The 13,093-nt window shown below is 69.0% G+C and carries 10 protein-coding genes; 5 read left to right on the top strand and 5 right to left on the bottom strand.

The genetic code is table 11. From position 1 onward, the window contains the following. The first annotated feature begins 19 nt into the window (after window positions 1-19). Entirely contained in the window at window positions 20-1,462 is a 1,443-nt protein-coding gene (locus tag ACWGIC_RS10500) for a neutral zinc metallopeptidase (RefSeq protein ID WP_452075628.1), read from the top strand. A 453-nt stretch (window positions 1,463-1,915) separates the two neighbouring features. Here ACWGIC_RS10500 and ACWGIC_RS10495 read toward each other — a convergent pair whose 3' ends face one another. Further along, a complete protein-coding gene (locus ACWGIC_RS10495; RefSeq protein ID WP_452075627.1) occupies window positions 1,916-2,878 on the bottom strand; it encodes a co-chaperone YbbN in 963 nt (320 codons plus the stop codon). Window positions 2,879-2,993: 115 nt separating this feature from the next. Between ACWGIC_RS10495 and ACWGIC_RS10490 the strand changes: the two genes are divergently transcribed. Beyond that, window positions 2,994-3,401, top strand: a complete 408-nt coding sequence (locus ACWGIC_RS10490; RefSeq protein WP_452075626.1) for a hypothetical protein — start codon at window positions 2,994-2,996, stop codon at window positions 3,399-3,401. Window position 3,402: 1 nt separating this feature from the next. Here the strand turns inward: ACWGIC_RS10490 and ACWGIC_RS10485 are convergent, their stop codons facing one another. Then, window positions 3,403-3,708: a thiamine-binding protein gene (locus tag ACWGIC_RS10485; protein ID WP_452075625.1), complete on the bottom strand. Its 306-nt coding sequence runs from the start codon at window positions 3,706-3,708 to the stop codon at window positions 3,403-3,405. A gap of 83 nt (window positions 3,709-3,791) precedes the next feature. Here ACWGIC_RS10485 and ACWGIC_RS10480 point away from each other — a divergent pair, with 83 nt between their 5' ends. Then, the gene (locus ACWGIC_RS10480; RefSeq protein WP_406641982.1) at window positions 3,792-4,292 is read left to right on the top strand and encodes a MarR family winged helix-turn-helix transcriptional regulator; all 501 of its coding nucleotides are present in this window, start codon (window positions 3,792-3,794) and stop codon (window positions 4,290-4,292) included. Window positions 4,293-4,342: 50 nt separating this feature from the next. Here ACWGIC_RS10480 and ACWGIC_RS10475 read toward each other — a convergent pair whose 3' ends face one another. The 3 genes from ACWGIC_RS10475 to ACWGIC_RS10465 form a co-directional block, all read right to left on the bottom strand. Continuing rightward, window positions 4,343-4,711, bottom strand: a complete 369-nt coding sequence (locus ACWGIC_RS10475) for a DUF3817 domain-containing protein (RefSeq protein WP_452075624.1) — start codon at window positions 4,709-4,711, stop codon at window positions 4,343-4,345. 314 nt (window positions 4,712-5,025) lie between these two features. After that, complete coding sequence (locus ACWGIC_RS10470) at window positions 5,026-7,413, bottom strand: GH92 family glycosyl hydrolase (protein ID WP_452075623.1); 2,388 nt, start codon at window positions 7,411-7,413, stop codon at window positions 5,026-5,028. Window positions 7,414-7,493: 80 nt separating this feature from the next. Beyond that, the gene (locus ACWGIC_RS10465; protein WP_452075622.1) at window positions 7,494-10,754 is read right to left on the bottom strand and encodes a GH92 family glycosyl hydrolase; all 3,261 of its coding nucleotides are present in this window, start codon (window positions 10,752-10,754) and stop codon (window positions 7,494-7,496) included. 318 nt (window positions 10,755-11,072) lie between these two features. Between ACWGIC_RS10465 and ACWGIC_RS10460 the strand changes: the two genes are divergently transcribed. Both ACWGIC_RS10460 and ACWGIC_RS10455 read left to right on the top strand, forming a co-directional pair. After that, on the top strand, window positions 11,073-12,056 hold the full coding sequence (locus tag ACWGIC_RS10460) for a LacI family DNA-binding transcriptional regulator (RefSeq protein ID WP_116205532.1): 984 nt from the start codon (window positions 11,073-11,075) through the stop codon (window positions 12,054-12,056). Then, on the top strand, window positions 12,053-13,090 hold the full coding sequence (locus tag ACWGIC_RS10455) for a class I mannose-6-phosphate isomerase (RefSeq protein ID WP_452075621.1): 1,038 nt from the start codon (window positions 12,053-12,055) through the stop codon (window positions 13,088-13,090). The genes ACWGIC_RS10460 and ACWGIC_RS10455 overlap by 4 nt, the downstream gene beginning before the upstream one ends. Window positions 13,091-13,093: the final 3 nt, after the last annotated feature.

The following is a 13,093-nucleotide window of genomic DNA, read 5'->3' as shown; positions in this document are numbered from 1 at the left end:
GGAAGTGGAACGAGGGAACATGAGCCGAGGGGGACGCCGGTACGCGCTGGTCGCACTGGTCGCGGCGACCGTGCTGGGGACAGCCGCGTGCGGGGACAAGACTCCTCCGGCGACGCCGGGAGCCGGGAACGTCGCCGGGTTGCCGGTCACGCACTTCGAGAGCGGGCTGCGGTCCGACGCGCCGAAGCCGGACCTGCGGGTGCGCAACGCCAGCGGCGGCGAGGACGACCAGCTCGCCACCGCCGCGATCGCGGACGTGCAGGCCTACTGGAGCGAGGCGCTGCCCGCCGAGTTCGGCGGCAAGCGGTTCGAGCCGGTCAAATCGCTGCTGTCGTACGACTCGAAGCGCGACACCGAGGACACCGCGTGCGGCAGCGTCAAGCAGCTGGTGAACGCGTTCTACTGCGCGGGCGACGATTCGGTCGCGTGGGACCGCGGCGTGCTGCTGCCGATGCTGCGCAAGCGGTTCGGGCCGATGTCGGTGGTGACCGTGCTGGCGCACGAGTTCGGCCACGCGATCCAGTACCGGCTCGGGGCCGCGGCGGGGATTTCGAAGTCGACGCCGACCGTGGTGAAGGAACAGCAGGCGGACTGTTTCGCCGGCGGGTACTTCCGCTGGGTCGCCGAGGACAAGAGCAAGTTCTACCGGGTCTCCACCGCGGAGGGGCTGGACCAGATCCTGGCGGCGATGTTCTTCATCCGCGACCAGGCCGGGACGAGCGCGACCGACCGGCAGGCGCACGGCACGGCGTTCGACCGGACGTACGCGTTCCAGGCCGGGTTCGAGAAGGGGCCGAAGGAATGCGCGGGGATGAACGCGCAGAACGTGCAGAAGCGGCTGACTGAGCGGCCGTTCGACTCAGGCGACAAGGGCAAGGGCGACGCCCGGTTCGACGAGCAGCGGGTGGCGGACCTGAAGGCCAGCCTCGACGAGGCGTTCAAGGGCGCGGGCGTGCAGGGGCCGCAGTTCCGGGCGGGTTCCGGCAGCTGCCCCGGTGGGCCGAGCACTCCGCCCGCGTCTTATTGCCCGAACGACAACACGGTGGTCTTCGACCAGCGGACGCTGGAGCGGCTGGCCGAGCCGGTGGACCAGGAAGCCGAGATGGCCGGGAAGGCCGGGGGCGGGCTCGGCGACTTCGCGGCCTTCGCCGAACTGGCGTCCCGGTATGCGATCGGGGTTCAGAAGGGCGTGGGTGCTTCGATCGACACGCCTAACGCCGGGTTGCGGACGGCCTGCCTGGTGGGCGCCTGGGCGGCGTTCTCGAACCATCCGACCGGGGGCGTGAAGCTGAAGCTCTCCTCGGGGGATCTGGACGAGGCGATCGCGGACCTGCTCCGGCCGGACGGGCTCGTGTCGGCGAACGTGAACGGGGAACGGCCGGACAGCGGGTTCGACCGGGTCGAGGCGCTGCGGCGCGGGTACCTCGAAGGGTCGTCTTCCTGCTCCAAGCTGTACGCCTGAGGTCGGGGTTTCGCTTGGGTTGCTTGAGCGACAGCGGCGGCTGGGCGCCCCGAAGCTGATTGTGATGACGGTCTTGAGGGAGCTTCGGATCGGGCTGCGGGGCTGGTTCGGGTGGGTCGGCGGCAGTGGGAGTCGGGGCGGGGCTAGCGCCCCAATGCCACATTGGGTGCGTGTGACGCACCGGCCGCCACATTGGGTGCGTGCGATGCACCCAATGCCGCATTGGGTGCGCAAGCGGCAGTTGAGTCCGTGAAGGGCCCCTTGAGGGAATCTGAGTCCGTGAAGGTTCCCCTCACGGACATCAGCGGGTCGTGAGGGTGCCCCTGAGGGAATCAGCGTCCGTGAAGGTGGCCCTCACGGACGGTGGCCGCTCCCCAGAAAGCCGTGAAGGGCTCCTTGAGGGAATCTGAGTCCCTCAAGGAGCCCTTCACGGACCTAAACCGGGGTGGGGGCTCAGAACAGCGCGCTCGCCAGGTCGCGGCGGGCCTTGGCCACGCGCTCGTCGGCCGGGTCGAAGAGTTCGAACAGCGCGACCAGGTGTTCGCGGACGCGGTTGCGGTCGTCGCCCGCGGTGCGGCGGACGACGTCGACCAGGCGGCGGAACGCGCCTTCCACGTCCTGTTCCGCGATGTCCAGGTCGGCGGCCGCGAGCTGGGCGTCGATGTCCTTCGGGTCGGCTTCGGCCTTCTCGCGGGCGCTCGGGTCGACCGCTTCGGCGCGGGCGGTGAACTTGACCTGCGCCAGAGCGTTCTTCGCCAGCTCGTTGGCCGGTTCGGCGTCCAGGATGCGCTCGTACGCGGCCTGCGCGGCGGCGTAGTCGCCTCGCTCGAAGGCTTCCTCGGCCTCGGTGAAGCGCGGGTCTTCCGGCTCCTCCACCGGGCCGCGGGCCTCCTCGGCGGCGCGGATGCCGGGCAGGCGGTCGCGCAGGGCGTCGAGCAGGGAGCCCAGCCACTTGCGGATCTCCGGCTCCGGCAGCGCGCCGGAGAACGCGTCCACGGGCTGGCCGCCGGCGATCGCGACCACGGTCGGGACCGACTGCGCGCCGAACGCCTGCGCGATGCGCGGGTTCGCCTCGACGTCCACCTTCGCGAGCACCCAGGCTCCGCCGCCCTCGCCGGCCAGCCGCTCCAGCACCGCGGTCAGCTGCTGGCACTGCTCGGAGAACCCGGCCCACAGGTCGACGATCACGAGCTGGTTGAGCGAGAGTTCGACGACGGACTGGAAGGTCGCCTCGGTGACCTCGAGCACCGTGTCCGACGGCGGCGCGGTGGCGCCGGCGCCGGCCCCGGCCGGAGGCGCGGGCGGCTGGTTCCGGGACGCCTCCGCCCTGGCTTTGAGCGCGGACAGGTCGACCGCGCCGGACAACGCGGCGGACATGGCCGCTGAGTTCGCTGCAGATCCGCGTGGGTGTGTCACGCCCTCCATCCTGGCACGCCCCGCCGCGAGAGTTCAGCAGCAGCCCCGAGGTTCGCTTTTGGCATGCGCACGCCCCTGAGGCATGCTCTGGGCGAGGACAACTAGGAGGCCGAGGATGCTGAGCCGGCGCAACGCCACGGTGGCCGCCGCCGTCGTGGTCGCTCTGGCGTGGATCGCCAGCATCACGGTGACCGTCGCGCACCAGGACCCGCCGGGTGCGGCGTCCCCGCCGGAACTGCGGACCCAGTTGGCCGCCGCGCTGAGCGGGCGGGACGCGGACGCGCTCGCCGGGCTTTTCGACGTCCCCGGCTCCGGCGGCGGCGAACTCGCCAAGGACTACGTCAGCGTCCTCAAGGACGGCAGCGCGCGCGACATTTCCGTGCAGCTCACCCCGGACGAACGCTCCCCCACCACGGCCGTCGTGCACGGGAAGACCGGGGCGGGCGAGCAGTTCAGCTACCGGCTCGCGGTGACCAGCGCCAAGGGACGCTGGACCGTCGCGTTCACGCCGCCGATTCCCTAGCTCAGTCCTCGCGCAGGTGCGCTTCGACCCGCTCGACCTTCGCGGTGAGCTGTCCGGAGTCGTAGCCGGGGCGGATGTCGGCCTTCAGCACCAGCCCGACCCGCGCCGAGCCCTCCCCCGCGGCTTCCACCGCTTTCTTCACCACCGCCATGACTTCGTCCCACTCGCCTTCCAGCTCTGTAAACATCGAGCTGGTCGAGTTCGGCAGCCCGGATTCGCGCACCACCTTCACCGCGCGCGAGACGGCCTCGCTCACTCCGCCGTCCGGCTCTCCCGCCGAGGGGCTCACGCTGAACGCGACGATCATGTCGGCTTCCTTCCCGAGCGGAAGTTCCGCTCTGTGCAGGGCGACCCCCACGACCGGGGTACCCGCTGGTAGCTTCGGTTGCCATGAACCGTCCGCTGCCGTTCGATCCGATCGCCCGTGCCGCGCAGCTGTGGGAAGACCGGATCGGCCCGGCCGGAACCATGGCCGCGGTCACCGGTGTGATGCGGGTGCAGCAGATCATCCAGTCGGCGGTCGACGGCGCTCTGAAGCCGCACGGCCTCACCTTCGCCCGCTACGAGGCGCTCGTGCTGCTCACCTTCTCCCGCAACGCGCGGCTGCCGATGCGGGTGATGGGCGAACGGCTGCAGCTGCATCCCACCAGCGTCACCAACATAGTGGACCGGCTCGAGCGCGACGGGCTCGTGAAGCGCGTGCCGCATCCGACCGACCGGCGCACCACGCTCGTCGAGATCACCGACGACGGCCGCGCGCTGCGGGAGGCCGCCACCGCCGCGGTCACCGGCATCGACTTCGGGCTCACCGGGCTCACCGAGCGGCAGGTGGAGCAGCTGACCGAACTGCTCACCAAGGTCCGCAAGTCCGCGGGCGACTTCACCTCGTAAACGCACGAAGGGCCCGCGCTTCTCGCACGGGCCCTTCGGAAAGCGGAAGATCAGACGCCGACCGGCTCCTGGGTGCGCACGAAGAGTCCGACGCCGCCCTGGGTCAGCCGCTGCGGGCCGTCCAGCTTGCCGTTGCGCAGGGCCCACTTCTCGAACAGCCAGGTGAACAGCGGCGGGATGCTCGCGAGCAGCGCCAGCACCAGGGTCTTGCCGCGCCAGCCCAGCGGCTTCGCCACGGACAGGGAGGTGATCACGTACAGCGCGAAGACGACGCCGTGCACCATGCCGAGGACGGGCACGCCGCCCTCGTTAGACGCGTCGACGACGTACTTGAGAAACATCCCGATCAGCAAGCCGAGCCAGGACAGGGCCTCGGCGACTGCGGCCACGCGGAACACGAGAGCGGCCTTGCTGGACACGACATCCTCCTGTGCGTCACCTGGTGCGTGCTGACTGCACACACAAAAAACACGTCCGACGCGACTGTCCGAGGCGGACTGAACCACCTGGCGTCAACAGCACTGTCGAACGGGTATGAGACCAGTGTGAGGCGTGACCGGTCCCACCGGAACACCGGGGTCCGTGACTCTGGTCACGAGCTGCCCCGGCAATGGTCTGCACCAATTCCGGACGCGAGGCGGAAACGGGCGGGAAATGCCCGGTTAACGGGAAAGACCGCCTCCGGATCCCAAGATCCGGGAGGCGGTCTTCACCGACTGTCCCGCAGCGATCACTAACCGGCACAAGGAGAAGCCGGCGCGGAGGAGCGTGACGTTCCCCACGTCGCCTTCGGTGCGTCGCCGGTCAGCGCGAAGTCCAGAGTGGACCCGCGGCGCAGCTGTTCGAGGCTGACGAACGTTTTGTCCGACGCCGTGCCGTTGACGCGAAGCCCGGAGACGTACTGCAGTTGCGCCCCGTTCGCGCCGCGCGCGTTGATGGTGAAGTCGCGGCCGTTAGGCAGATGCAGCACGGACTTGGCGAACCTCGGTGCGTTGAGCACGAAGTTCCCGGTGCCCGGGACCGCCGGGTAGAGGCCGAGCGCGCTGAAGACGTACCAGGCGGACATGGTGCCGAGGTCGTCGTTGCCGGTGACGCCGTTGGGGGCGTTCGTGAACAGCGTGTGCGCGGCCCGCACCACCGCGGAGGTCTTCCACGGCTGCCCGGTGAGCGTGTACATCCACGGCGAGTGCAGATCGGGCTCGTTGTTGGGGTTGTAGCGGAACTGCTTGTAGTAGTCGTACGGGCCGACGACCCACTTCTCGTGCGCGGTCTTCGCCGGGTCCTTCACCAGATCGTCGTAGGCGAAGAAGTCGTCGAGCCGCTTGCCCGCGTTGGCTGCGCCGCCCATCTTCTCGACCAAGCCGGGCACGTCCTGCTGCACCAGCCACTGGTACTGCCACGCCGTGCCCTCGTGGAAGCCGTCCTGGCCTTGCGGGCTGTACGGGCCGTCAGCCGGGGTGTACCAGCTTCCGCCGGTCACCTTCGGACGGAAGTAGCCGGTGAAGCCGCGGTCCGTTACGGACGGATCCCACAGCGTCGCGTACGTCCGGCCCTTGGCCGCCAACTGCTTCGCGTCCTGCTTCCGGCCGAGTGCGGAGGCCATTACCGAGAGGGAGCAGTCGGCGAGGGCGTATTCCAGAGTCGCGGACGCGCCGTGTGCCGGATCGGTGTCCTGGCCCTTCTTCGGGAAGTTCGGGTCGTATTGGACGAAGCCGTCGGCCTGATAGCTCTCGTTGCCGGAGCGGCCTTGGAAAGGCGATGCTGCGGGCGGGATCTCGGTCGAGTTTTGCAGCAGCGCTTGGTAGGCGTGCATTTCGTCGCCGCTCAGTGCGCCGAACCGCCACAGGTCGACCAGGAACGGCGTGACCGGGTCGCCAGTCATGGTGTTCGTTTCCTGACTCGCGTACGCCCAGCGCGGCAGCCAGCCGCCTTGGTCGTGGATGGCGAGGATGCTCTTCGCGACGTCGCGGGCTCGGTCCGGTTTCAGCAGGGCCAGCAACTGGTTCTGCGAGCGGTACGTGTCCCAGAGGGAGAAGAAGTCGTAGTAAGTCCAGCCGATCGCGCGGTGGATCTTCTTGTCGAAGCCGTAGTACCGGCCGTCGGCGTCGTTCGCGGTCAATGGTTGCAGGAAGGCGTGATAGAGCGAGGTGTAGAAAACCGTGCGGTCGTCCGGAGTTCCACCGGTAATGTCCACACTGGACAGTTCGCGGCGCCAGTCGCGCTGGACGTCCTTCTTCACGGCATCGAACGGGCGGACGCGCGAGGCGGCGAGGTTGATGTCCGCGCCACGAGCGTCCACTTGGGAAATCGACGTGGTGGCAGTGACTTGGCCGCCCTTCGGGAAGGTCAGCCACGCGCCGCGCAGGCCCGCACCGCCCTGCGCCGAGCGGCTGCCGGGCGTGCCGCCGTCCGGCGACCAGGTTCCGTACGAGGAGAACGGCTGGTCGAATTTCGTGGTGAAGTAAGTGGTGTACGGCTTGCCGCCGCAGAAAGCTTGCGATTCGACAGTGCCCGCGATGGTGTGGTCGTCGACGATCCGGACGCTGCTTCCGCTGACCGGCTCCTTCGCGTTGGCCTGCCCGACGTTCACGAAAACGTTGGCCGGGCCCGATTTCGCGAACGAGTACCGTTCGACGCCGCTGCGAGTGCTGGCCGTCGTTTCGACGTCGATGCCGCCGTAGCCGGTCAGGTGCACTTTGTAGTAGCCGGGTTTGCCGACTTCGCCTTCGTGCGTGTACGGCGCGGCGTACTTGGCTTGGTCGAAGGTCGCGGGCTTGCTGGTGTCGAACGCCGCGCCCGGTCCGATCTCGCCGGTGGTGGGCAGCATCGACACGAGGCCGCCCTGTTCCCAGCATCCCGCGCCGGACAGGAAGAAATGGCCGAAGCCGCGGATCGCGGTGTCGGTGTAGAGATAGCCCGCGTAATGCGTGGTGATCGGGCTGGACTGGACCATGCCGAACGGCGCGGACGCACCGGGGAAGGTGTTGCCCTCGTCCTGCGTGCCGATGAACGTGTTCACCGCGTCCAGCGGATCGGCCGGACGCGCTTGCGCCGCGACCGGCGTCAGCGCCGCCGCGACCACAGCGAGCGCCGTCGCGCCCGCCAAAACCCTGCTTCTCATAGGACTCCTTGGGAAAAGTCCGTGAAGGGCTCCTTGAGGGAATCTGATTCCCTCAAGGAGCCCTTCACGGAACGGTGGGATCAGCCCGCGGCGATGGCGAACACGTGCATCGAGCCGCCGCTGACGCCGCTCGGCAGCGTCACGCTCGCGACGGTTTTGCCCGCGTCCAGCGTGATCGGCGCGGTGGCGAACACCATCGTGCGGATCTGCTGCGGGTCGCCGCCCGCGGAGTTGCGGTACGGAGTGGACAGCACGATCCGGTTGCCGAACGCCGGCTGCGCTCCGCCGCCGCCCAGGGTCCAGTCGGAGAACCCGACAGTGGCGGTGGACTTGCTGCCGTCGGTGTAGGTGACGGTGAGCGTGCCCTGTGCGTTGCCGTTGCTGGCGGAGCCGAGCAGCGCGAGCCGTCCCGAACCGGACAGGGTGATCGTCTGGCCCGCGGCCACGACGTTGTCCGGGTCGCCGACCGGGTACGACGGCCAGGTGAAGTTCAGCCCGTCGCTCGACACCGTGCTGCCCGGTTTGGCCCCGGCCTTGGCCAGCGCGTCCGCGGAATAGCTCCAGCCGCCGCCGTCGAAGTTCCCGGCCGCCGAGTTCGCGTCCGGCGAGAGCCCGGTGTTGTTCACGGTGGCCAGCCAGCTGTTCGGCTTCGCCACCAGTACCGTCAGCACCGCCTGCACGTCCGCGAGGCCCGGCGAGGAGAAGGTGACCGGGATCCGGCGCGGACCGTCGGAGGTGCCCGCCGGAACGCTCACCGTCACCTCGGCGTGGCCCTTTCCGGCCGCCGGGACCTGAACGGAACCGGTCGCGGGCGTCAGCGTGATGCCGTCGGCGCTGCCCGCGGAGTAGGTCCAGGTCTTCGCATTGCCGGACAGATCCTGCACGCCCACCGAAACGGTCGAGGTCGTGCCGGCGGGCACCACCGCGCGTGCCGGGTCCACAAAGGACAAGCTGGGCTTCTCCTGCTCGCGGAACGACGGCGGCGCGTCGGCCGGAGCGGAGCCCCACGCGGTGGCGGTCGCCGACCGGGTGAAGTCCAGCTTGCCGCCCTGCGAGATCAGCCCTTCCGACAGCCACGCCTTGCTGGCCGCGCTGCCGTTCACCTTCAGGCCGCTGGTGTACTCACCGGTGCCGGGAGCGTTGACAGTGATCTTCTTGCCCGACCCGGTGGTCACCTCGGCGTGTGCGAAGCGCGGCGTGGTCAGCACGGTTTCGGCGCGGCCCGGGATCTCCGGGTAGACGCCGAGCGCGGACCAGACGTACCAGGACGACATCTGCCCGAGGTCGTCGTTGCCGATCAAACCCTCCGGACGCGGGTTGTACAGCTCGTCCATCGCCCGGCGCACGATGTTCTGCGTCTTCGCCGGAGCACCGGCGAACGAGTACACATACGGCGCGTTCGAGTTCGGCTCGTTGCCGAGGAACGCGTACGGCTCATGGGTTCCGGCGTTCAGCTTCGTGAAGAAAGTGTCCAAACGCGACTGAGTTGCACTCGTTCCGCCGAAGGCAGTCACGAGACCGGCGAGGTCGTAGGGAACCATCCAGTCGTACTGCGCGCCGTTGCCCTCGACCCAGCCCTGCGAGCTGGCCGGGTCGTAGTTCCCGGAGAACGAACCGTCCGAGTTGCGCGGCTGAAGGTGTCCGCTGCCCGGGTTGTAGAGGTTCTGCCAGTTCTGTGCGCGCTTCATGAACGTGGTGTACGTGGCCCCGTCGCCGAGCCGCTTCGCGAACTGGGCGATGGCGAAGTCCGCGCTCGTGTATTCCAGCGTGTCCGCCGCCGCGCCGGGCACGTAACCGAGACGCTGGTAGTCCTGCAGACCCGGCCGTTCGGTGTAGCCCTGGGTCGGCTGCGTCGCGCCCTTGATCATGAGCAGCAACGCTTTCTGCGCGTCGAAGTCACGCGCGCCGAACGCGTAGGCGCTGGAAACGATGATGTGGTACGGATCGCCGTTCATCACGCCGGTGTAGTCGTTCGCCACCGTCCACCGGTCCCACGAACCGCCTTGTTCGGCGAACGCCATCATCGAGCGCACGAGGTCCGAGGTTTCCTTCGGCGCGATCGTGGCCAGCAGCGGGACCTCGGAACGGTAGATGTCCCAGCCGGAGATGTTGGTGTACATCGCGTGGCCGCGTTCGGCCTGGTGGATCCGGCCGTCGAAGCCCGGGTAGCGACCGTCCACATCGGAGAAGACGTTCGGCTGGACCAGCGAGTGGTACAGCGAGGTGTAGAACGTCGTGGTGTCGGCGTCGCTGCCGCCGCTGACCTGGATCTTGCCGAGCTGGTCGTTCCACGCCTTCCGCGCGGACGCGGCCACCGCGTCGAACGACTTCTTGCCGTTGTTCTCCGCTTTCAGGTTCGCCTTCGCCCCGTCGACGGACACAAAGGACAGTCCGACCTGGACGTTGACCTGCGCGCCGTTGAGGTTCGGGAACGTCACGTAACCGCCGCTGCCCGGGCCGCTGACAGTCGTGTCCTGCGGTTTCGCCGCCGCCGGGCGCGCCATCGAGGAGCCGATGCCGTTGGGCTGTGCGACCTTCGCCTTGGCGCCGCCGGTCTCCGCGGTCTTGCCCGGCGTCACCGCGCCGTTCTTCCACGTCCCGACGGACTCGAACGGGGTGTCGAACTTCGCCGAGAAGTAGACCCGGTAGGCGTTCTTCGCGCCGCAGAACCGGCCGCTGGTCGCCCAGCCGCTGATGGTGTCCTTGCCGATGCTGATCGACGCGTCGTCGGTGCCGTTGACCGAGCCGGAAGTGTTGACCAGCAATGTGGACGCCGCGCCCGCCGGGTAGGTGAACCGTCCGGAACCGGTGCGCTGAGTCGCGCTCAGCTCGACTTTCGCGCCGTTGTCGAGGGCGACGTCGTACGCGCCAGGGGTCGCGTGTTCGTTCTGATGGGAGAAGGTCGAGGTGTAGTGGCCCGGATCGGTCGCGGGCGACGTGCTGATCTCGCCGACGTACGGCATGAACGGCAGGTCCTGATAGGTGGTGCAGCCCGCGCCGGACAGGTGCGTGAGGCTGAAGCCGGTGATCGTGTTGTCGTCGTAGAAATAGCCGCCCGGCTGGGATTTCTTCGTGTCCGGGCTCCACTGCACCATCCCGAACGGCGCGACCGCGCCGGGGAAGGTGTTGCCCGCGCCGCCGCCGGTCCCGTGGTCCGCGCCGCCGGGCCGGGTGCCGACGAACGGGTTCACCCACTTCGCCAGGTCAGCGGCTTTCGCGGAATCCGCCAGTGCGGGATCGGCCAGTGCGGGGGCGGCGGGGACCAGGCAGGCCCCTGTCGCCACGACCGCGGAGGTCAGGAAGATCAGTCCGGCTCTCCAGCGCGCTCGCGCCATCGCCATCGCCTCTCCAGTTGTCCGGCGCGAACCCGCCGTCACCGGCCTTCGAGGCATCGATGACAACCTTGTCGCGCACCGTCGATGCGGGCCACCTTGGGCAATGGCTCACCGGATCGTCAAGACCGCGGTGAGAGCCTGTCCGATTCGAGACAACGATGTCCACCATCCGCACCAGCGAATTCGTCGAAGCGGGCAGCGCGGGCCGGGCGCCATTGACAGCGAGCGGCCGGATGGTGTCCAATCCCCCGCATTATGACAACGTTGTCTCACTCGGGCCGGGACGCGGACGGGCTTCCCCGCCCCGCCAGCAGGCGGGCCACGATGAGCGATGTGGCGCGGCTGGCCGGCGTCAGCATCAAAACGGTGTCGCGGGTCGTCAACGACGAACCCGCGGTGCATCCGGACACCGCCGAACGCGTGGTGGCCGCGATCGAACAGCTGGGGTTCCGCCGGAACCTCGGCGCGCGCAACCTGCGCCGCGGCTCGACCACCGGCACCATCGGCCTGGTCGTCGAGGACGTCGGCAACCCCTTCTACTCCGAGCTGAACCGCGCGGTGGAACGGATCGCCACGTCGTTCGGCAGACATGTGCTGACCGGGTCGTCCGGCGAGAACTCCGACCGCGAACGCGAGCTGTCGCTGGAGTTCTGCGCACGGCGCGTGGACGGGCTGCTGATCGTGCCCGCCGGGCTGCAGCACGGCTATCTCGTGCCGGAGATGCGCGCGGGCACGCCGGTGGTGTTCCTCGACCGCCCGGCCGGCGACATCGTGGCCGACACCGTGCTCGTGGACAACCTCGGCGGCACCATCGAGGCGGTCGGCCACCTCGTGCGGCACGGGCACCGCCGGATCGCCTTCCTCGGCGACAGCCCGGACATCTTCACCGCGGCCGAACGGCTCCGCGGGTTCCGCGAGGGCTGCGTGCGCAACGGGATCTCCTACGACGAGAGCCTCGTGGCGATGCAGACGCCGACGCCGGAAACCGTCGGACAGGCGGTGCGCAAGCTGATCGGCGGGCCGAATCCGGCCACCGCCGTGATCGCGGGCAACAACCGGGTCGCGGTGCACCTGCTGCGCGCGCTCGCGCACTCCGAGCACCGGCCAGCGCTGGTGAGCTTCGACGATTTCGAGCTGGCGGATCTGCTCGACCCGCCGGTCACCGTGATCGCCCACGACGTCAGCGCCCTCGGGCACGCAGCGGCCGAGCTGCTGTTCGCCCGGATCCAGGGCGACCAGTCCGCCCCGAGAAAGGTAGTTCTGCCCGTGCACCTAGTCGCCCGCGGTTCCGGTGAGGCCGCCCTGTGACCAAGCACCTCGAACCGGTCGCGCTCCCGGCCAACCAGCCGCCGCAGTTCTACCGGGGCGGCGACGCCATCGCCGCCCTGCGCGGCGCCAGCGGCACCGACTCGAAGTTCGGGCCGGAGGACTGGGTCGGTTCCGTCACCACCATGTTCGGCCAGGAAACCAACGGCCTCACCAAGCTGCCCAGCGGGGTCTGGCTGCGCGACGCCGTCCGCGCCGACGCGGACGCGTGGCTGGGCGCGGCGCACGTCGCCAAGCTCGGCGATTCGACCGGTCTGCTGGTGAAACTGCTCGACGCCGGACAGCGGCTGCCGGTGCACTTCCACCCGTCGGATTCCTTCGCCCGCAAGCACTTCGACTCGCACTTCGGCAAGACCGAGGCATGGATCGTCGTCGGCACCTACGGCGACGACCCGCGGGTGTACCCGGGTTTCCGGGAGACGCTGAGCAAGGAAACCGTCGCCGAATGGACTCGCGAACAGGACGCGCCGAGCATGCTGGGCGCGCTCAACAGCATTCCGGTGCAGGCGGGCGACACGGTCTACATCCCGGCCGGGCTGCCGCACGCGATCGGCGAGGGCGTGTTCGTGGTCGAGTTGCAGCAGCCGACGGACTTCTCGCTGACCCTGGAATGGCGTGACTTCCTCGCCTCGCCGGAAAAGGGGCACCTCGGCATCGGTTTCGACACCGCGATCGAAACGCTCGACACCTCGGGCTGGGACGACGACCGGCTCAAGACGATCGTGAAGCACACCTCCGGCGACGAAGCGACCACAGTGGACTTGCTCGCGCCGGACTCGGCGGAGTTCTTCCGCGCGGACCGCATTCAGTTGTCCGGCAACGCCTTCTCTCTCGACCCGTCGTTCAGCGTGCTCGTCGCGCTCGACGGCGAAGGCACCCTGCGCACCGAAAACGGCGGCGAATTCCCGGTGGCCAAGGGCGACACCTACGCGGTGCCGTTCGCCGCGGGCCAGACCGAGCTGTCCGGTGCGCTCACTGTCATCCGATGCCGTCCGCCTGCCGCTGAAAGGAGTTAGCGC

Source organism: Amycolatopsis sp. NPDC054798 (genome assembly GCF_053611505.1).
The sequence above is the reverse complement of the archived record's forward strand: the minus strand, read 5'-3'. Positions and strand labels throughout refer to the sequence as shown.

Excerpts from the sequence above, each read along its gene's own strand:
- ACWGIC_RS10500 (WP_452075628.1), top strand. The coding sequence starts at position 20 with ATGAGCCGAGGGGGACGCCGGTACGCGCTGGTCGCACTGGTCGCGGCG.
- ACWGIC_RS10490 (WP_452075626.1), top strand. The coding sequence starts at position 2,994 with ATGCTGAGCCGGCGCAACGCCACGGTGGCCGCCGCCGTCGTGGTCGCT.
- ACWGIC_RS10485 (WP_452075625.1), bottom strand. The coding sequence starts at position 3,708 with ATGATCGTCGCGTTCAGCGTGAGCCCCTCGGCGGGAGAGCCGGACGGC.
- ACWGIC_RS10480 (WP_406641982.1), top strand. The coding sequence starts at position 3,792 with ATGAACCGTCCGCTGCCGTTCGATCCGATCGCCCGTGCCGCGCAGCTG.
- ACWGIC_RS10470 (WP_452075623.1), bottom strand. The coding sequence starts at position 7,413 with ATGAGAAGCAGGGTTTTGGCGGGCGCGACGGCGCTCGCTGTGGTCGCG.
- ACWGIC_RS10465 (WP_452075622.1), bottom strand. The coding sequence starts at position 10,754 with ATGGCGATGGCGCGAGCGCGCTGGAGAGCCGGACTGATCTTCCTGACC.
- ACWGIC_RS10460 (WP_116205532.1), top strand. The coding sequence starts at position 11,073 with ATGAGCGATGTGGCGCGGCTGGCCGGCGTCAGCATCAAAACGGTGTCG.